19 protein-coding genes are annotated in these 19,257 nt (G+C 44.9%); 13 read left to right on the forward strand and 6 right to left on the reverse strand.

What is annotated here, in order from left to right:
- Window positions 1-68: 68 nt before the first annotated feature.
- Window positions 69-860 (reverse strand): serine O-acetyltransferase, encoded by a 792-nt coding sequence (gene cysE / locus ACXAGP_RS13285; RefSeq protein ID WP_475262132.1) that lies wholly within the window; start codon window positions 858-860, stop codon window positions 69-71.
- A gap of 182 nt (window positions 861-1,042) precedes the next feature.
- The gene (gene queC, locus ACXAGP_RS13290; RefSeq protein WP_475261957.1) at window positions 1,043-1,702 is read right to left on the reverse strand and encodes a 7-cyano-7-deazaguanine synthase QueC; all 660 of its coding nucleotides are present in this window, start codon (window positions 1,700-1,702) and stop codon (window positions 1,043-1,045) included.
- A gap of 114 nt (window positions 1,703-1,816) precedes the next feature.
- Between queC and queE the strand changes: the two genes are divergently transcribed.
- The 8 genes from queE to ACXAGP_RS13330 all read left to right on the forward strand — a co-directional run bounded on the left by queE (window position 1,817) and on the right by ACXAGP_RS13330 (window position 7,362).
- Window positions 1,817-2,530, forward strand: coding sequence for a 7-carboxy-7-deazaguanine synthase QueE (gene queE, locus ACXAGP_RS13295; protein ID WP_475262134.1), 714 nt, complete (start codon window positions 1,817-1,819; stop codon window positions 2,528-2,530).
- A gap of 90 nt (window positions 2,531-2,620) precedes the next feature.
- Entirely contained in the window at window positions 2,621-3,034 is a 414-nt protein-coding gene (locus ACXAGP_RS13300; RefSeq protein ID WP_475261958.1) for a hypothetical protein, read from the forward strand.
- Entirely contained in the window at window positions 3,031-3,927 is an 897-nt protein-coding gene (locus tag ACXAGP_RS13305; protein WP_475261960.1) for an amino acid ABC transporter substrate-binding protein, read from the forward strand. Before ACXAGP_RS13300 ends, ACXAGP_RS13305 begins: the two co-directional genes overlap by 4 nt.
- A gap of 53 nt (window positions 3,928-3,980) precedes the next feature.
- Entirely contained in the window at window positions 3,981-4,532 is a 552-nt protein-coding gene (locus ACXAGP_RS13310) for a DUF2058 domain-containing protein (RefSeq protein ID WP_475261962.1), read from the forward strand.
- A gap of 157 nt (window positions 4,533-4,689) precedes the next feature.
- Entirely contained in the window at window positions 4,690-5,832 is a 1,143-nt protein-coding gene (locus ACXAGP_RS13315) for a serine hydrolase domain-containing protein (protein WP_475261964.1), read from the forward strand.
- Window positions 5,833-5,986: 154 nt separating this feature from the next.
- A complete protein-coding gene (locus ACXAGP_RS13320) occupies window positions 5,987-6,148 on the forward strand; it encodes a hypothetical protein (protein ID WP_475261966.1) in 162 nt (53 codons plus the stop codon).
- 256 nt (window positions 6,149-6,404) lie between these two features.
- A complete protein-coding gene (locus ACXAGP_RS13325) occupies window positions 6,405-6,815 on the forward strand; it encodes a hypothetical protein (RefSeq protein WP_475261968.1) in 411 nt (136 codons plus the stop codon).
- A gap of 16 nt (window positions 6,816-6,831) precedes the next feature.
- Window positions 6,832-7,362: a hypothetical protein gene (locus ACXAGP_RS13330; protein WP_475261970.1), complete on the forward strand. Its 531-nt coding sequence runs from the start codon at window positions 6,832-6,834 to the stop codon at window positions 7,360-7,362.
- 70 nt (window positions 7,363-7,432) lie between these two features.
- Here ACXAGP_RS13330 and ACXAGP_RS13335 read toward each other — a convergent pair whose 3' ends face one another.
- Entirely contained in the window at window positions 7,433-8,797 is a 1,365-nt protein-coding gene (locus ACXAGP_RS13335) for a methyl-accepting chemotaxis protein (RefSeq protein ID WP_475261972.1), read from the reverse strand.
- 270 nt (window positions 8,798-9,067) lie between these two features.
- On the opposite strand from ACXAGP_RS13335, the gene ACXAGP_RS13340 reads away from it, so the two are divergent.
- From ACXAGP_RS13340 to ACXAGP_RS13355, 4 genes are all read left to right on the forward strand, one after another.
- Window positions 9,068-9,913 (forward strand): hypothetical protein, encoded by an 846-nt coding sequence (locus tag ACXAGP_RS13340; protein ID WP_475261974.1) that lies wholly within the window; start codon window positions 9,068-9,070, stop codon window positions 9,911-9,913.
- 351 nt (window positions 9,914-10,264) lie between these two features.
- On the forward strand, window positions 10,265-11,083 hold the full coding sequence (locus ACXAGP_RS13345; protein WP_475261975.1) for a hypothetical protein: 819 nt from the start codon (window positions 10,265-10,267) through the stop codon (window positions 11,081-11,083).
- Between the two features lie 708 nt (window positions 11,084-11,791).
- Window positions 11,792-12,151, forward strand: coding sequence for a hypothetical protein (locus tag ACXAGP_RS13350; protein WP_475261976.1), 360 nt, complete (start codon window positions 11,792-11,794; stop codon window positions 12,149-12,151).
- 148 nt (window positions 12,152-12,299) lie between these two features.
- Entirely contained in the window at window positions 12,300-12,770 is a 471-nt protein-coding gene (locus tag ACXAGP_RS13355; RefSeq protein ID WP_475261978.1) for a Dps family protein, read from the forward strand.
- A gap of 917 nt (window positions 12,771-13,687) precedes the next feature.
- Here the strand turns inward: ACXAGP_RS13355 and asnB are convergent.
- Both asnB and ACXAGP_RS13365 read right to left on the reverse strand, forming a co-directional pair.
- Window positions 13,688-15,355, reverse strand: coding sequence for an asparagine synthase B (asnB, locus tag ACXAGP_RS13360; protein WP_475261979.1), 1,668 nt, complete (start codon window positions 15,353-15,355; stop codon window positions 13,688-13,690).
- A gap of 266 nt (window positions 15,356-15,621) precedes the next feature.
- Window positions 15,622-17,235: a M28 family metallopeptidase gene (locus tag ACXAGP_RS13365; protein WP_475261980.1), complete on the reverse strand. Its 1,614-nt coding sequence runs from the start codon at window positions 17,233-17,235 to the stop codon at window positions 15,622-15,624.
- Between the two features lie 116 nt (window positions 17,236-17,351).
- Between ACXAGP_RS13365 and ACXAGP_RS13370 the strand changes: the two genes are divergently transcribed.
- On the forward strand, window positions 17,352-18,191 hold the full coding sequence (locus tag ACXAGP_RS13370) for a DUF3025 domain-containing protein (RefSeq protein WP_475261981.1): 840 nt from the start codon (window positions 17,352-17,354) through the stop codon (window positions 18,189-18,191).
- On the opposite strand, the gene ACXAGP_RS13375 is transcribed toward ACXAGP_RS13370, so the two are convergent.
- A complete protein-coding gene (locus tag ACXAGP_RS13375) occupies window positions 18,184-19,071 on the reverse strand; it encodes a Yip1 family protein (RefSeq protein ID WP_475261982.1) in 888 nt (295 codons plus the stop codon). The genes ACXAGP_RS13370 and ACXAGP_RS13375 overlap by 8 nt on opposite strands.
- Window positions 19,072-19,257: the final 186 nt, after the last annotated feature.

Below are 19,257 nucleotides of genomic sequence, written 5' to 3' on the forward strand. Positions count from 1 at the left end.
GACATAAACGGCATTCACTACCTCCCTGTAGCTTAAGTCGAACCTACAATCGAACCTACAGGTCTTGCTTATGGCTTGTCGTCTGCCAGGACGTTTTGTTCCATCGTATCGCAGGGTTTATTGCAGCAGGGGCGGCCTACTACCGTTGCTGGTACACCAACCACGGTGACATGCGGAGGTACATGATCTAATACCACGCTACCGGCACCCACTTTGGAGCCTTGACCTACTTCGATATTACCCAAAATTTTAGCACCAGCGCCAATCATAACACCTTCGCGAATCTTGGGGTGTCGATCACCGGCCACTTTACCTGTACCACCTAAGGTAACCGACTGCAATATCGAAACATTGTCCTCGATTACTGTCGTTTCACCTACTACGATTCCGGTAGCATGGTCAAACATGACTCCTTTACCGATTTTCGCTGCCGGGTGTATGTCTACGCCAAAGGCTTGGCTGTTTCGGCTTTGAATAAACAATGCCAGGTCTTTGCGATTGCGTTGCCACAGATAATGAGCGAGTCGATGCACCTGAATGGCTTGGTAACCTTTAAAGTGAATCAGTACCATCAGGTATGAATGTACCGCCGGGTCTCTGTCATAACAGGCTTTGATATCTTCAATACCTGAAGCAATGATACTCGGGTCGGCTTCGAAGGCATCCATAAAGACGTCGCGTATAGCAAGTGCGGGCATCACTTCATCGGCTAGTTTATTCGACAGAATAAAGCTCAATGCAGACTCAAAGTTGCGGTGATTCAAAATGCAGGCATGCGCATAGCTTGCCAGCAATGGTTCCGAAGTAACTACGTGCAAGGCGTCTTCTTGCAACCTTTGCCAGAAACTTTCTTTAATCATAACGACTTTTTCTAATGTGCTTTGCATCTGCCTGTCCCGACATGTATTGATGAACAATCCATAGATTTATACTCCATGATAACGTATCAGGACCGTAAAATTCTGAATTTTATTCGCTCTGTATAGAATGAATTGCTATTAGTCAGATTCTAGCCTTATCAAAGACAGGCGTATCTAAACAGTTAACTCTCGTATTCTAACGGGTCGGTTACGCCGTTTTCAGCGAAAGCTTCTAGCCTTTCCTGACAGGCGCCACACTTACCACAGGCTTTTTCACGGCCGTTGTAGCAGGTCCAGGTTTGTCTGTAATCCAGTCCCATCTTCAAGCCATCGGTGAGAATATCTATTTTACTGACGGTTAAATAAGGGGAATAAATTTCAACCGGTTCGTAATTGGCGATGGCGCTGACATCATTCATTTTTTGCACAAATTCCGGACGACAATCGGGGTAAATTGCATGATCCCCGGAATGGGCGCCGTAATAAACCTTATCAGCACCAATGGCTACCGCATAACCTACCGCCATGGAAAGTAAGATCATATTGCGGTTGGGCACCACCGTCTGCTTCATACTCTCTTCTTCGTAATGGCCCTCAGGTACTTCGATATCACTGGTGAGGGAGGAGCCACCGATTAACTGGTTGATGGCCGAAATATCGATAACTTTGTGCTCCACACCCAGCTCGGCACACACACCGGCGGCGTAATCCAGCTCTTTTTTGTGTCTTTGTCCATAATCAAAAGACAGGGGAAATACCTGGTACCCATCTTTGATTGCTCGGTGTAATACCGTGAACGAATCCATGCCCCCGGAGTAAATCACTACAACTTTTTGTGTCATTTGCCACAATTCTCTATAATCAGTGCGCTATGACGGCGATTCTAGTGGTTTCTTCAGTAAACGCAATTGCTGTAACTCATCAACCAACAAAAGGCAGCCAGATTGAATTCTCAAATGAATGACTCGCAGCGGATTAACATCACCAATGAAGTGACTACCCAGTATAAGATCAATGAAATCTTTGAATCCATTCAGGGAGAAGGGGCATTTACTGGAGTACCTTCAATTTTTATACGGGTGCAGGGTTGTCCGGTGGGCTGCCCCTGGTGTGACACTAAGCACACATGGGATATTCCCCCTGAAACTGAGCAGAGTCCTTCCGAGGTTATACAAAAATCTAGCGATTCAGATACTTGGTTTCGCGCTACAGCTGAGCAATTGCTCGATATCTTGCGCGAAGAAGGCTATACAGCAAAACATGTGATTCTGACGGGAGGGGAGCCTTGTTTGTACAATTTGGTGCCACTCACTAGTTTGCTGATTGCAAACGGCTACAGTGTGCAGATTGAAACCAGTGGCACCTTTGCTTTGAGAGCGCATCCAGACACTTGGGTTACGGTTTCGCCCAAAATCAACATGAAAGGGGGTTACGAAGTTCGCCGAGAATTGCTCGAAAAGGCGGATGAAATCAAACACCCGATAGCCATGGAAAAGCACATTGAAGAGCTTGATGAATTGTTGGCAGACAAGACCTTAAAAGCAAGCTGTCTTATTTATCTACAACCTATCAGCCAGCAGCAACGAGCAACGGAATTAGCGGTTAAAACTTGTATTGAACGCAACTGGCGTTTGTCCTTGCAAACTCACAAATTTATCGGGATCGAATAGACAAATGGGGCATTAGGCACTAGATATTTATCAAGGCTTATCTTTTGTCTGTCGATAAGCTAATAACAACTATCGGTTTAAGGAAACTCTGTGTCTTCACTTTCCCAACTTTTTTTCGATGACTATGCTCGTGCCTATGAGCAATACGATGCGCAGGCTGTTGCTGACATGTACTTTGTCCCCGCGGTTATCATGAGCGATGAAAGCAAAAATGTGTACACCACGCACGAGGCTATTGCTGAGGTGATTGACGATCTCATGGACCGTTTGCAATCCATTGGTGCTGCTTTGTGCGAGGCAGAAGTGTGCCAAACTATGCGTCTGTCAGAAAACATCATGTTCTCCAATGTGAAATGGACCTTTAAAAATGTGCAGGAGCAAAAGCTGTTTAGCTGTTTTGTTTCTTATACATTGCAATCTGTGGGGGAATCCTTAAAAATCATCGTCTCTGTAATTGACGATGAAGAAAGAGAGCTGGAAAGGCTGCTTTATACCACTACATGACATCACGCCGACTGTTAATATTCGCACTACTGATATTGATTCAACTGCCTGTAGTCGCGGCAACCTGGACTATTTATTATCCGCGACCGGATGATGTAGAAGATAAACGTACAACGTATCCGCTCGCGGTGTTGCGCCTGGCACTAAAGCACACTGGGGTGAACTACAACTTATATCCCAGTCAAAAAGTGTTGTCTCAAGGGCGTTCCATAAAGCAGCTAAAAGCCAATCGCGAAATAAGCCTGGTGTGGAGCATGACGGACAAAGTCAGGGAAGAAGAGCTACTGCCCATTCGCATTCCAATTTACAAAGGACTGATTGGTTGGCGACTATTTCTGGTAAAAGATGAAAATCTGGATGTCTTTAATAGCTTCAACACCATTCAGGAATTGCGTCAGTACACACCTGTACAAGGCCATGACTGGCCGGATACCAAAATTTTGCAATCCAATGGCTTCGAAGTGGTCACTGCCACAGATTATTACGAAATGTTTGATGTTGTTCGTCTTGAACAGGCGGGGTTCTTTCCGCGCTCTATTGTAGAGATCTGGGCGGAAATGGCGGATCCGCAAAAGAGTCAAAACCTGATGGTGGAGCCCCATCTGGCGCTGCGCTATCCCACAGCCACTTACTTTTTCTTTAACAAAAAGAACATTGTCATGAAAAAGTTGGTGGAAACCGGATTGCGTCGAGCTATAGCAGCGGGAGAGTTTGATAAGTTGTTTTTTGCTGAACACAAAGAATACATTGAGCAGGCAAATATTCAGCAGCGTATAGTGTTTGAACTGGACAATCCGGTTTTGCCCGAACAAACACCGGTTAATGACCCAATTTATTGGTATACGGTGGCAGACGCCCAAGGGACTTCTCAGCAACCAGCAGTAGAGCATTGATCCCGTCGCCATTCAGTTTAAAATAGCCCAATTGTTATCAACTTGAGGTAGTTATGGCCTTATCCCTCCAGGAGCAGCTTTTAAAGTCAGGTCTGGCTGACAAAAAAAGCGCAAAAAAAATCCAAAACGAAAAACGCAAAAAAGACAAAATTCGGCGCAAGAGTAAAATTGTCGAAACCGACGAAGTTAAAGCCTCGGTAAAAGCACAGCAAGAGGCCAAAAAGCAAAAAGACATGGCGCTGAATGCTGAAGCGAAAAAAGAAGCTGAGAAAAAGCAAGTTGCAGCGCAGATCATTCAAATGATCGACATGAACCAGCAACCGGTTAATAACGGCGATATCAAATTTCAATTTACCCATGATAATGTCATTAAACAGCTATTGGTGAATGAAAAAACGCGAAGTCATCTGCAAGGCAATAAGTTAGTGATTGTCACTCATAAAGAGGGCTACGCCATCATTCCTATTCAGGTAGCCGATAAAATTGCAGAGCGAGATGCCAGCTGCATCTTGTACCGGGCAGATCAGCAAGGCGAGGTGGAGCTTTCGGAAGAAGAGCAAGATTGGTACGCGGATTACGAAATCCCTGACGATCTGGTGTGGTAACCAGATCGTTCATTCCTGAAACTGTCTTTTACCCATAGGATGAACCGCAGGTAGATCTGCCAGTCAGCATGACAATTCCTGCCGTTCATCACATTTTTTTAGGGTTTTGGACGGTTTTTTGTATAAGCTGGTGCAAAAATGACTCGGAATTGTCTTTATGTACCATTTAATTATTTTTCTTTTTTGCTTCTCACTTGTTGCCTGCGGAGGCGGCTCGTCTGATTCACCGAGCGTCACGGTACCTCCCGTTAACAATAGCCCAGGCTATCAACCGGTTTCTTCTGAAATAAACCATGCGACTCCCGCCGAAGTAGGCATTGATGAGGCAGTGATATCGGGCGTATACACGCAGGCGGCCTCACAAAATGGCCTGCGCAGTTTGTTGGTGCTAAAAGATGGTCAGTTAGTGGCAGAGCAATATTTCAATGGCCACACGGCACAGCAACTGCAACATGTGCGCTCAGTCACTAAAACCGTGACTGCGCTGTTAACTGGCATAGCCATTGATGAAGGACTGCTATCCATGCAAGCCACGCTTGGAGAGTATTTCAGCGCTGATTACAACTTTGCTGACGCAGGGGCCCAGTCCGTTACCGTCGAACAATTACTCACTATGACCAGCGGTTATGACTGGGACGAGAGCGGGGCGACACTTTATGTGGAATGGGCCCAGTCCGATGAGCCAGTGGAGTTTTTGTTGTCGCGAAACCTCACCAGCAACCCCGGTGAGACCTTTACCTACAACTCGGCAGCGGTGCACCTGTTGGGAGCGATAATCAGTACAGTTTCAGAAACCTCATTACAGCAGTTCGCCCAAAGTCGTCTTTTTCAACCATTGGGTATCAGCGCCATTCGTTGGGAGATATTGGCTGATGGACGCCACAACGGCAGTGCGGGTTTAGAGTTACGGCCAATTGATCAGGCCAAACTGGGCTTACTTATTCAAAACAATGGCTTATACACAGCGCCAGATGGTTCTGCTGCGCAGATTGTGCCTGAGGCTTGGGTTACTGCTTTAAAGAAGGAGCAGGTGGCTCTCACAGGCAGTTATAGTGCCCTTAATTATCGTGGTTATGGCTATTTGAACTGGCTAGGAGAAAGCGCTGTACTATTCGACTCAGCGGCAAACTATGAGCTTGCCTGGGGTTGGGGCGGACAGTTTATTCTAACTCACCCGGCATCAGATCTGATACTGGTAACCAATAGTGATTGGTCAGTTGGAGCGACTCAGGCAAGTCAACAACAGCAGGCAATGTTGGCGATTTTGATTGATGGTTTGCTCAATGTCACGGCTAATTAATAGCCATTAAAACTGTACTTTGGTACAGGTTACAGTGCGTATTTTTGTGTCTATGATTAATTTACTCGCTAAGGGGATTCAGTGAATTTCTCAGGCGAGCCGGGTGCAAAGGAATGACACCTTTGCCTGAATTAATTTTGAAAAGGAAATCAATATGCGTACTTTAAATAAAACAGAAGCTGAGTTAGTAACAGGTGGTGTAACCGGTGATTGTACTGGTGACACCAAAGACGGAGCGAGCGGCCCACTTCCGGGTGAAACGCTGCTCGAGTATTACCAGCGCACTCAGGCCGAGCAAAATGAAGGTGGTTATTAAGCCTGTCCAGTGGCCGTTCTAACCTGAACGGCCCTAAATTTTCAGGTGAAAACATCGACTTAACACCTTTTTTAATTCATCTCTTTTTCTCCTGCTTACATTCAGATACAAGTGGATAACCTTGGTTACAGACAAATAGTGCAAATTGTTGGAATAATTTAGTTACCTTAAGCGTTGCAGAGATAGGTAAATGCAGATGTCTGTAAAATTTGTCCTCAATTTTTTTTTAACCACTCAAACTAAAGGAATAGCCCTTATGTCACGTATGTATAGTAAATTGGTTATGGCTGGCGTCGTTGCCTTGACATTGGCCGCTTGCGCAAATACCCAAGACTCTGATGCCAAACAATTAACTGTTGGCCTGGTACAAAAGGAAATTAAGCCTGGTGTGTCTTCAGTAAAGGTAGCACAAACTTTGGGAAGCCCTAATATTGTCAAAAAATCCCCGGACACCAATGGCGAAGTGTGGATCTATGACAAGATTTCTCAAACCCAGAGTGCCAGTAGTTTGGGTATTAATATCCTGGGTGCAGGTTCTGACGTTGCTGCGCTGGTGGGAGGTTCTTCCAGCCAAAGCGAAAGTAGCAGTCGCAGTTTGACCGTCATTATTAAACTCAATGAGCAAGACAATGTTTCTGAGGTGTCTTACTTCCGCAGTGCTTACTAATTAAAGTGAGCCTGATATGAAAATGACTAAACCAATATTAATGGCCGTCTTGATGACGTTACTAGCGGGCTGTGCAAGTTCAGTAAAGCCGCCGTCTCTGGCTTTACGTGAATATCAAACCCGTACCTATGAGCAAAAATCCGACAAGGAAATCTTTCATGCAGTATTGAATACGCTGCAGGATGATGGATTTGTTATCGACGTGGCTGATATCGAGTCTGGACTGGTGAAAGGCAATGTTAGCGGTACTAAAATGAATGCCCGCGAAACACTGCAAAAAACCGCGTTTACTGTTTTAACTTACGGCGTATTTTTACTGTTTACCGATGGCAATATTGATGATTTGGAAACGGTGAGTGCAACGATTACCATATCGCCCTACGGCGAGAGTATGAAGGTGCGAACCAGTTTTGTGTATCGCCGGGATAACCCTGATGGTGAAACCGTTGAACACAAACAGATCACTGACCAGGAGGTTTATCAGAAATTCTTTAGCTCCATCGAAAAATCCATTTTTTACGATGAGGCGCTTAAGCCCGCTGCCTGAAATAGATATACTGAGTGCTTTGATAAAGCACTCATATACCAATTCCAGTAAATGTTTATTGGAATTGGTATTAATTTTCCAGTTGTTGTAAAAACTTCAATACCTCCACTGAAGCGGCCTCAACTTTTTCAATTTCTGCCAGGGCCTGTTCAACATTACCCATATTGTAATAATCGACGGCTAGTTTGCCGTGCCTGTGCACAACTTTATGTGGTTCGTTTAAGCGATGAAAAGCAGGATGAGATTTGAGCTGTGCATCGGACACCGCGTCATACCATTTCCCTAAGCGACAACTGTGATGATCCGCCAGCTCTTTAGAGTTAAGACCTTCTTTGCCTGCAATCATGCTTGCCAGGCGCTTTTTCCATATGATGTGATCTGATTGAGCGAGTTTGATGACTTTATTCGGTAATTCTTTTTCCGCGATATTGAGAATATGTTGATTGATTTTATCTTGAATTCGGTCAATGGCATCCACCACCTGATCTGTGTTATCGACACTATCTGAAGCATTCGAGGCAATAGTACTTATTCCTTCAGCAACACTTTGAGATGCCTGCATCTGCTCAGCTATGGAGTTAGAGATATGGTTCATATTGTTGGAAACCGTTTCAGATTCAGCGAGCATTTGTTGCATTTGGTTATGTACCCGGTCAATTGCGTCGCTGCCTTCTTTTACCGAGTCGGTACTTTCTTTCAGTGAAGATGAAACCTCTGTGATCTCCTCTTCAAAATTAGTCACCAGAGTATTGATTTGTTTGGTAGCCGTGCTGGATCGGTTCGACAGGGAGCGCATTTCTGTTGCCACCACCGCAAAGCCTTTGCCGTGTTCACCCGCTCTGGCTGCTTCCACTGATGCGTTTAACGACAATAAATTGGTTTGAAAAGCGATCCCCCTGATTTCATCGGCAATTTCTTTTACTTCTTTGGAAAACTCGAAAAAACGCGTGAGCTTTTCCACATTAGCAGTGACAGAGCTCTGTATTTTGTCAAACGCTACCAACGCCTCTTGTAACTGCTTAGTGGCTTGTTGCGCCATATTCAAGTTTTTACTGGTACTGTCATTAACTTCGCGGCTATTGTCACGAACGCTTTCCACTGAAGATTGCATTTGCTCTGCTGCTGAGGCAATACTTTGACTAAAATCTTCTACCTGCTTTAGGTTGTAGAGTAGGTGCGCAGCACTGATGGAGGTTTCATTGGTGTTGATGGACAAGCCAACGGTATTGTCCATATCCTGACTGGCCTCTTCTGCCAATTCTCGGGCTAATTCTCTTAATTCTTTGGCGAGTTCCGACTCACTTTGGCACTGTGCTTCATAAATACCTGCCCTTAACTCTCGGACATAAGCAAGCAGTTGTGCCTGTTCCTGTTCAACATCGAAGCTATCATCAGTTTCAATGTCCTGCTCAGAGTGTTCTTCTTCAAATCTCATTATTGCCTTGCTTTAAGTTGGTTGACATAAAGTACTGTTTGATAAATATAGATTATCTTAATAAATATACGAGCTCGCCCGGTAAGTCCGAGTATTTGTTCATTGCATGGCTGTTCTATTTGATATCAGTTGCACGTAAAAAATTAGCCTAAAAGGTGGAATTTTCAAAATTTGTGCTATGGTTCTTAGGTTAAATTATTTCTTAGTCTGTTTGAGGTCGCCGAATGGCAGCTAATTCAGCACATTTTTATCGATACAAGGAGAATGGATATGGCAGGTGAAGAAACCCCAGCAAGTGGCTCTACGGGTAATCAAGGTAGCGGCGACAATCCTCAGAACTGGTCTATTGTCAGTGATGCAGAAAGTCGCGCGAAATCGTTAACCTTATCGCAATCAAAAGAAATCCCGGCTACTAAAGAATTTGCTATTAATGCCACGGGTAATTTATTTGTTGCCACAACGCTCAATGGCGGAAGTGCCGAAGGCGCTGCAATTTCACAAGAGGCTTCCGACGCCTTTGGTCAAGTGAGCGTGTTTTTTGCAGCCATGACTAAGGCCATGAGCGAGAACAACAATACTTTGTATGAAATTGACGCCATCGATAAAATTGTGTCCCGCTCGGGCTTGTTTGTGAAGGTCACTGAAAGCGACGTTAAATTTACCAGTAAGTCGTGGGGCGTCACTTTCGGAAGTGAATTGATCACGGCACTATTGGGCTTCAGCGGCGGTCTTGCCGCAGTAGGTAACTCTCTTATGCAAATGCTAGGGGATATCGGTAAAAGCGGGCAAAGTATTACGGTATCAAACGCCAGCAGCAGCACTAAGACCCAAGTGGGTACCATCATCTTTGTTTGTGAATACTTGCTGGGTGCGGTTTCAATTACACCTATAGTATTGAGTATGGATGCCAAGCAAGCTTCGGATACTTTTAAGGCCGGGCCTTGTTTCAAAGCACAAAGTAAAAGCTATACGCTGAATATCCAGAAAACCACCTACTTATTTGTGCCGCCAGCGTTTATTCCGGAAGCGAAAAACTTGAATGAAGCGATGGATAATCCGGACTTTAATGACTTGGTGAATACCTTGAAGTCGAGTTTGACAGAGCAAACTTCATAACCCGGTTGTTATACCCAAACCACCTCAAGATGCCTGCTTCAGAGCTATCACAGCGCTTTCAATACAAGGCGCACTTGAGAAGGAATGTCGGCTACCTTTCAATCAAGTGCAACACAGTAATGGAAGCGCTGTGAAGCTCCCGAAGGGCGGGGTCTAAAAGCATTTATGCGGCGTTAAATTGTATCGACGTGAGAACAACCATGCCATCTCCAATTTATCTTGCCTAAATCCTTTTATTCTCCCGCTGAAGTCGAGTATCTTGAGGTAGTTTGGGTATACATTTAATTTTCAGCTTATAACAATAAGGTTTTTATGTTCTCGAGCATATTTCGGTGGTTTAAACGACGCAAAATGTCGCCACCGAAGGTTCATCAGGCGTCTGTCTATCAGCCCCTGCCCAAATATTACATGTTCAATGAAACAGGTAATATTATGCTGTGCACCTCCGAAAAAAATATTAGTGGTTTCGATGAAGACATCAAAAATAGCTTTATCGACGTTACCGTGTTTTTTTCGGCGATGTCTAAAGCCATTCATACCACTAAAAACCCGCTCACCGACAAACCTTACTCACTGTACAATTATCAGGCGGTAAAGAATATTTTGTTATCTTCGGGCATGTTTGTTGAAGTGAATGTCGAAGAGGGTACGTTCAGTAGTGAAAAAGTGGGGGAATCGTTAGGTAAACAGTTTTTACAACACGCCCTGAATCGTCACTTTGGTGATGTACACCTGCCATTTTCCCGCGCCATGTTTAATGGCATGCGCTATCAACAACAGTTGGGGAAAAAGGCCAATATCGATGCTAACAGCAACGATGGCTTGTACTTTCGCGGTGGCAGTATCTTTTTTATCTGTGAAATCCTGATGGGCATTCCGCAAACCACAGCGGTATTGCTGAGTATCGAACCCAACAGCGCCAAAAATGCCAAAGCCTTAGACAAAGGCAAAAACGAAGTAGAGAATATGTTCGACTTAGGAAGCCAGCAAGAAGAACCTGAAGAAAGCCTGGGGATTGCCCGTTCATGGACCTTCAAAAAACGCTCTTATTTGTTTATCCCTCCACAATTTTTAGCCAAAAACTCCGCCTATCTGGCCAAAGGTGATTCCGCCGAAATGGATACGCTGGTGGAGAGGTTCAGAGAGAGTTTGCCTCAGAAAGATGAATAGCAGGTGTAGCGCTTACACCTTGTTAGAAGCTAATCTTTTCCTCGGAACTATTTCCGTGTATCACTTATCGAAGGATACCTATTTTAAGTGAGTGCGTAACTTTCAAACCAGTTTTTTGATGTTACTTCTTCGAAGGGGAGATCCCCTTCAACCCCCTTTTGGCCCGGACGCGAGACAACATAAGCTAGTCGGTCGCGCTTAAGCACCATGGATGGCGTGAATATCTTTTTTGCAGGGCGTGAATAAAAGATCAGTTCGACAACGCTGCGAGATTCAACCATCTGTGTCCGAGTAAACTCGAACCTACAAACATCCCTGTTGCCAATTTTCAGGTTTTTCCTGCTCTTTCAGCTTATCTCGCGAAAGGGCCAGAGATATCCGAAATTCGAACTAACGTTGGGTTCTAACCTTTTTGCTGATGTCCTATTGGTGAGGGTTAAAGGGCCTCTTTGTGCCAAAAGCGGTCATCAAAAAATTTGGTAATTGACCAATTCAAACGAGCGTTTGCTCCCATATTCAGAAAAACGACCCAATGGGTTGTTTCTGTCCTCATACCAGATATTAAGAACTCTCTACCCACCATGAGCGGCTTCACTTGGGTAAATTTGTTATGACTGGCACAAAGTATATAATCGACCCAAGTTAAAGTAGAAAAACGCGCAATTTGCGCACTATTCAATTGTTATACGCTAATCGAAACTAAGACTCATGAATATTGAAAACATTGATTTCGAAACAGAGAGTTTGGAAAAAAGTGATGTTGAAATCGACAGACGATTTGCAAAGGATGTTCGTATAAACGTTGGTCACTTGTTTGAAAAAGCCAAAATGTACCTCATTCCTGAATTGAACACCTCTTCTTCTATATATAAAAAAGAGCCTATTCTAAACGGTGTCAGTGCAACAGGCTCATACGGAACAAGGTATGAAGTGATTCTGCAAATGTATTTTCCTGAGCAAGAAAATTATTTTTGGTGGGTAAAGTTTTTAACTCCGGCCTCTGAGCAAAATATAAAAATGTTTGGGTTTAAATACCAACCAATACAATTGGGAAGAGATCTTGAGTAAAACGCGTATAACAAACCAATCAAGTCGGGACGCCTAACAGTTGGCTGTGTTCCACTTCGTTTCACATTTTAGCCAACTATTAGTCGCCGCTTATTGGGGCAGTTAAGTTCGGTCAGTAGTTTAATTAAACCATAGAGAGGAAAGCAAAATGACAGATATTGATATAGGAATTAATACGGAGGATAGAGTGAAGATCGCTGAAGGTCTCAAACGCCTTTTAGCCGACTCATATACTTTATATTTACAAACACATAATTTTCATTGGAACGTGACTGGCCCTCAATTCCGTGAGCTACATTTGATGTTTGAAGAGCACTACACTGAGCTGGCTATTGCTGTTGATGATATAGCGGAACGTATACGTACTCTAGATGTGGCCGCTCCGGGAACATACAAAGAGTTTTCAAAACTTAGTTCTATTGAAGAAGTTGAAGGAGTTCCAAGTTCGGAAGAAATGGTTGATTTACTGACTAAAGGGCATGAGCAAGTAGTTAAGACCTCTAGAGATGTATTAAAACTTGCGCAATCTGCAGATGACGAGTCAACTGCAGCATTGGTCTCTGATCGTATGCGCATACATGAAAAAACATCATGGATGCTGAGAGCTACGAGAAAGTAGTTTGGTGATTCAGAACTTAACAAGTCAAAGCACTCGGACGCAGCAAAGCTGCGCCGGTGTTTGAGGCGTTAATGACTGTCCGCTTTGGTGTGTTATCAGTCAATCATCTATTGCAGAGTGACTGCTCTCTTTCTTACCAAAGCATTCACTATGTCTAAACTAGAGCTTTAGATACTAATAATATTTAAGTTACCACCTGTTTCTAATTCGAAGTCCATACGTATCCTGCCCATGCGCGAGATAAGCTGAAAGGGCAGATCAAGATGTTGTCTCAGGCAATGCATGTAGGTTCATTTTGAGCTGCAGGATGCAGTGAATGCCGTTTATTTCGGGGTCAATTAAACGGACAAAGGTGGTTTAATCTCACATCTTTGTCGAACTAAAGACCCAGTGTCCCCCATAACTATTTGAAATTTTGCCAGTGTGCTAACGAAGTCTGATGTTGTCGCTTCGCATGGAAGTGAATAAACCACCCCATTTCCCCTCATGAAGCGCCATTGAAAAACGCTAAACAAGTTGTCGGTGATTTTCAGGGATGAAAATCAAGTCACGCCTAAGCATGGACGCGCATCGTGACGACGGAAACTTGCAGTTTTTCAATGGATTAAGCGTAGTGCGGGGAGCCTTTTTCTTTCGCATACGGTTTCTTTTTGGCAAAAAGACAAATTCATCGGGAATGAATTTGGACAGCTTTAGCTGTCTTCAGGGAAATACAGGGATGTATTTCACAAATGGTATGTGAGCCAAAGGGATTTGGTTCAGAAAAGCCATGGATGGCGTCTGTCAGGTTAGGTTACATTGAAGTCAAAAAGATAAAGCTATTCTCAAGAATAAATGTCGAGTTGATCAAAAAAGCCCGCCTTGTTTTGTGGGCATCAACAGGGCGGGCTTTGTCATGCTTATTTAGCAATAAACTACTACTGCTTGCCGTGCACATCCTTCATGGAACGACCTGAAGGGTCAGCCATATTCTGGAAACTTTCATCCCAGGCTAGCGCTTCTACGGTGCTACAGGCGATGGATTTACCACCCGGTACACATTTCGCGGCACTTTCCTGTGGGAAGTACTCTTCAAAGATAGTGCGGTAAAAATAGCCTTCTTTGGTATCCGGCGTATTGTGTGGGAAGCGGAAGGCAGCAGTGCTCATTTGCTGATCCGTCACGGCCTGGTCCACATAATCTTTGATGGAGTCAATCCAGCTATAGCCTACGCCATCACCGAATTGCTCTTTCTGACGCCACAAGATTTCTGAAGGCAAGTATTCGCCGTTGTCGAAAGCTTTACGCAGTATCCACTTCTCCATGCGCTCTTTAGAGCACATTTTATCTTGCGGGTTTAAGCGCATCGCCACATCCATAAATTCTTTATCCAGGAAGGGCACGCGTGCTTCCACACCCCAAGAAGAAGTGGCTTTGTTAGCACGAGCACAGTCAAACATGTGCAGGCGCTGCAGTTTACGCACGGTTTCTTCGTGTAACTCTTTGGCATTAGGCGCTTTGTGGAAGTACAGGTAACCACCGAAGATTTCATCGGAACCTTCGCCTGACAGCACCATCTTAATGCCCATCGCTTTGATCTTGCGGCTCATCAAGTACATGGGCGTTGAGGCCCTGATAGTGGTGGTATCGTAGGTTTCCAGGAAATAAATCACGTCACGGATGGCATCCAGACCTTCCTGAATCGTAAAGTGAATTTCGTGGTGCACCGTACCAATCATGTCTGCCACTTTTTGCGCGGCTTGTAAATCGGGTGCGCCTTCAAGGCCCACAGCAAAGGAGTGCAGTCGAGGCCACCAGGCTTGAGACTTATCTTCATCTTCCACTCGATTGGCTACAAATTGTGCCGCTACAGCGGAAACCAAGGAAGAGTCAAGACCACCGGACAATAACACGGCGTAGGGTACGTCCGACATCATGTGGCTTTTTACCGCTTTTTCAAAAGCGGCTTTTAGCTCGTCCAGGTTGCTTTCGTTGTTTTCAACCGCGGCATATTCCATCCAGTCACGTTGATAATATTCCACCATTTCACCGGTTTTGCTCCAGAAGTAATGACCCGGAGGGAACTCATTGACGGTTTTACACACCGGCACCAGCGCTTTCATTTCTGAAGCCACGTAGAAGTTACCGTGCTCGTCGTGGCCAGTGTACAGTGGGATGATACCCATGTGGTCACGGGCAATCAGGTAAGCGTCTTGAGTTTCATCGTACAGTACAAAGGCGAACATGCCTTTCAAATCGTCGATAAACTCCACACCTTTTTGCTCATACAAAGGCAAAATGACTTCACAGTCGGATTTAGTACGAAAATCGTAAGGCGTGACTAAATTATTTGCTAACTCTTTGTGATTATAGATTTCACCATTTACTGCCAGTACTTTATTTTCATCACGGCTCACAAGTGGCTGGGCACCAGTATCTACATCAACAATCGCCAAACGTTCATGACACAAAATGGCATTATTATTATTCCAGATACCTGACCAGTCCGGGCCGCGATGACGCAACAATTTTGACAAATCCAGGGCTTGCGTCCTGAGTTCTGACACATCGGTTTTAATGTCCAAAATACCGAATATACCGCACATACTTAGGTTTCTCTCTGTTTTGGTGAATCTAAAAAATGGCACTGCCGTGAAGTTGGGAACGGGATAAAAATACGAAGGGAAAAATAACGAATTTTTGCGTCTGAGACCTCGTTCATAACAGCGCGCTACGCCTTGAATTTGCCAGTCTCAACAGAAATTGCAAGCGAAAACTGTAATTTTTTTACAATAGCTTATTACGTAATCAGTAGTTGAAATAAAAAGGGCGTTTAAAAACGCCCTTTAATCTTATTTTAGGATATCTATCCTCAAGGTCTTTGGAATTCGCTGGTTTTACTCCACTGCGGCCAGTTATCGCTATTGGCAATGTCGTAACCGATTTCGAAGTACATTTGCGAGTCTTCCACCATACCGCCGAAGTTCCATGACTCACGGTATTGGTCACACACCTGGTGGTAGCAGCCGGTTTGAATCACGGACATCTTCTTGCGATAGGCTGCAACCTCATCATTAAGCGGCGTTGAACCCCCTTTCGCATACAAGGCCGGAACGCCTTTTTTGGCCAAGCTGAAGTGATCAGAACGGTAGTAAATCCCCGCAGCTGGTCGACTTTCCTGCACTAATACGCGGTTGGTGCGCTTGGCGGCTTTTTCCAGGTAAGTTTCCAGTTCAGATTTACCCATGCCAACCACTTCGACGTCTTTGGTGGGGCCCATGATGTTCATGGCATCAATATTCAGGTTCGCCACGGTTTTTTCCAGCGGATAAACCGGATATTCAGCGTAGTATTTAGAGCCTAAAAGCCCTTGCTCTTCCGCTGTGACAAATAAGAAACTGAGTGAACGTTCAGGGCGAGTTTCCAATTGAGCAAACGCTTTAGCGATAGCAATTAGTGCAGCACTGCCGGTGGCGTTGTCGTGAGCACCGTTGTAAATGTTGTCGCCTTCTTTGCTTGGATCTTTACCTAAATGATCCCAGTGCGCCGTGTAGATGATGTGCTCATCGGGACGCTTGCTACCGGGCAGGGTGGCCATAAAGTTGTAGCTGGTGGATTTTTGCATGGTGCTTTTGATAGTCACAGAGGCTTTGCTGCCCATCGCCTTAGCATAAGACCCTTGCTGTGCCTTTTTCTTTTCTTCCATGTAATCGAGGCCAGCTTTGCTGAATACTTGTTTGGCGGCATCTACCGACAACCAGCCTTCAACTTTTACCCGGCTTTGGTTGCCATCTTCGGTCACCAAGCCATATTGAGGGCCACTCCAGCTGTTGGCCACTACAGACCAACCGTAAGAGGCAGGCTCCGTTTCATGCACAATCAATGCGCCTGCCGCGCCCTGGCGGCTGGCTTCTTCGTATTTGTATGTCCAGCGACCGTAATAGGTCATGGTTTTGCCCTGAAACTTGCCGCTATCTGGGTTTTCGAAACCAGGATCATTTACCAGAATAACAACCGTTTTGCCTTTTACATCCAGGCCTTCGTAATCGTTCCAATCGTACTCCGGAGCGTTAACACCGTAGCCGACAAACACCAGCTCTGAATCTTTCAATTCCACCAGTTCCGATTCGCGGCTGGTACCTGCCACCATATTGACCTTGTATTCAAACTTATCACCTGCGATGTCCAGGGTCATATTCGGATCAGCTTCAATTTTTACCAGCTCAACTGGTTGCAGATAACTACCGTCAACGCCTGGGGTATAACCCATCGCATCGAACTGACGCGTAAGGTACTCAAGGGTGTAAGCTTCACCTATGGTGGTGGGTTGGCGTCCTTCAAACTTATCAGATGCCAGGGTTTTAACGTGGGAACGCAAGTCTTTCTCGTTGATGCCTTGCAACGCTTGCTCAAAAGTATCCGCCACAGCATAGCTGCTAACCAGCCCTGCCAGGGTGATACCATAAAGGGATTTTCGCATTGTCATTCTCTTGTATAATAGGGTTTCTGTCGGGAAGCTGCATATCAGCTTTTTGCTTGTATACTGCAATTTTCCGCCACTAAGCTTATTCAAAATCTCATCTTTATCAACCGGAACTTGGTTTGCAACACTCTCCAAAGCGCTTTAAAACTCCTAAAAATTGGTACACTGACTGGCTTTCTTGCCCTTATTTTACTCATATCGAAACCCTGTTTGATTTGCATGGATTTGTTGATTTCCCTACGACAAAGACTCTGAACCAGTGGTTACAAGAGCGCAGCATTAGTGATATTGAATTTGTCTGCGATGAAGCGATTCAAGCCGGAGAGTACGCTGAGCAGACAGCCGGCCTTTATTACGAAGAAATAATCGCGCGCTGTAATTTCGTTCCCACCCGAAAAAACAACTGGCACGACTTATTCAATGCCCTGATCTGGCTGTTGTTCCCCAAATCTAAAAAAGCTTTAAATCAGCTGCATATGGCTGAGATAAAAGAGCATGGTCTTAATCCCAGAACGCCGGTGCGCAATCGGGTGACGCATTTTGATGAATGTGGTGGAGTGCTAGTATTTACTGATGATGCGCATCTTAAGGCTTTGCAAGAGCATCGCTGGGTTGAAGCATTTGTTGCTCGCAAAAGTCATTGGCAACACAGCACACAGCTGTTTATGTTTGGTCATGCCAACTATGAAATGTTATTGGACCCGTATCTTGGGCTGACTGGCAAATATGTGGCGATCAAAGCTGAGCCGGATTTTTATCAATTACCGCTATTGCAACAATTCGCCTGGCTGGATATAAAATTATTGGAGTTAATTGGGCAAGGGGCGTTATTTGAACAAAAAGGCATGCTCAAACCCTTACCGCTTTTGGGGATCCCCGGTTGGGATGCGGCCAATGAAGATCCTGAGTATTACGCCAATCAGGATTACTTCAGGCCGCTACGCAAGACCGTTAAATAATCAGGAAGAACGCCCAAACACCCCAGATAATGGCAAAAGGCGCAACGGCAATAATGGTACATTGACGGCTGCTGAGTTTGGTCCATTGGCTGATACCCACGGCTGTGAGATAAATAATCCACAACGAGTCCAGGCCAATACCTTGCGCCCATCCAAACCAGCCGGATTCCATAGAAATACCCAGCACAAATGCCAGCGAGAACACGCTTAAATATTCAGGAGACATTTGCGGCCCGCCAAACATCAATATGATGAGAGTGTTAAGGATACCAATAAACGCAAAGGGCAACGTGGCCCACCAGGTAAAGCCATACCAGTCGCCAAAGCTGAGCACGTTCTCTTCATCCATCTGAGTAATTTTGCTCAGATAAAAAGCGAAAATGGCATTGAGAATAATAGCGCCAATGGCCACAAAAAACGCGGTAAAGGTACCAATCGCTTGGTTTTGCATCATCTGCATGGCTTGCGCTTTCTCGGATGGACTGACATCCGGCATTTGCAGTTCAACCGCCATTTCGCTGTACCAAACCATATCGATTTGATTGAAGTACAGCCAGGTGGGTAATACCGAGAAGAAGGTTACAAAAATAAAGGCCACCCAAGACCAGTTGGCGGTATTTTTCAGGGTGGAAAACACCGAGTTGGGTTTTAATATAATCGCCTGTAATGCCGTAAAAGGCGAGGCGATGGCCCCAGACTGGCTCACTGGCTCAGGTGTTTCTATTGTTGCGCTTTCTGTTTGTTGCGGCTCTTGTTGAGGGGCTTCTGCAGAGAGACTTTGTTGAGGGGCTTCAGTTGAGGACTCCTGTGCTTCATTTTGCACTTCCTCTTGAGCCGGAGTCTCGTCAGGCTTTGCCTCGTTGTGTTTATTGTCTTCCATTTATAACCTTCTGCTGTGGCTTGTGATAATCACTAGTGTCTCAATTTTTACATAAGCAGAGGCTACATACCAACTCCAACAAACATTTGCACACTCAGCGCTGCCTCAGAGACATTAGTTCGAGGCGTGCGAATGAAGGAATACTGGTGGTCTTGTGAACTTCGCACAACAAAGAAATAATGTTTC

It is taken from the genome of Planctobacterium sp. AWM4_229, assembly GCF_056160305.1.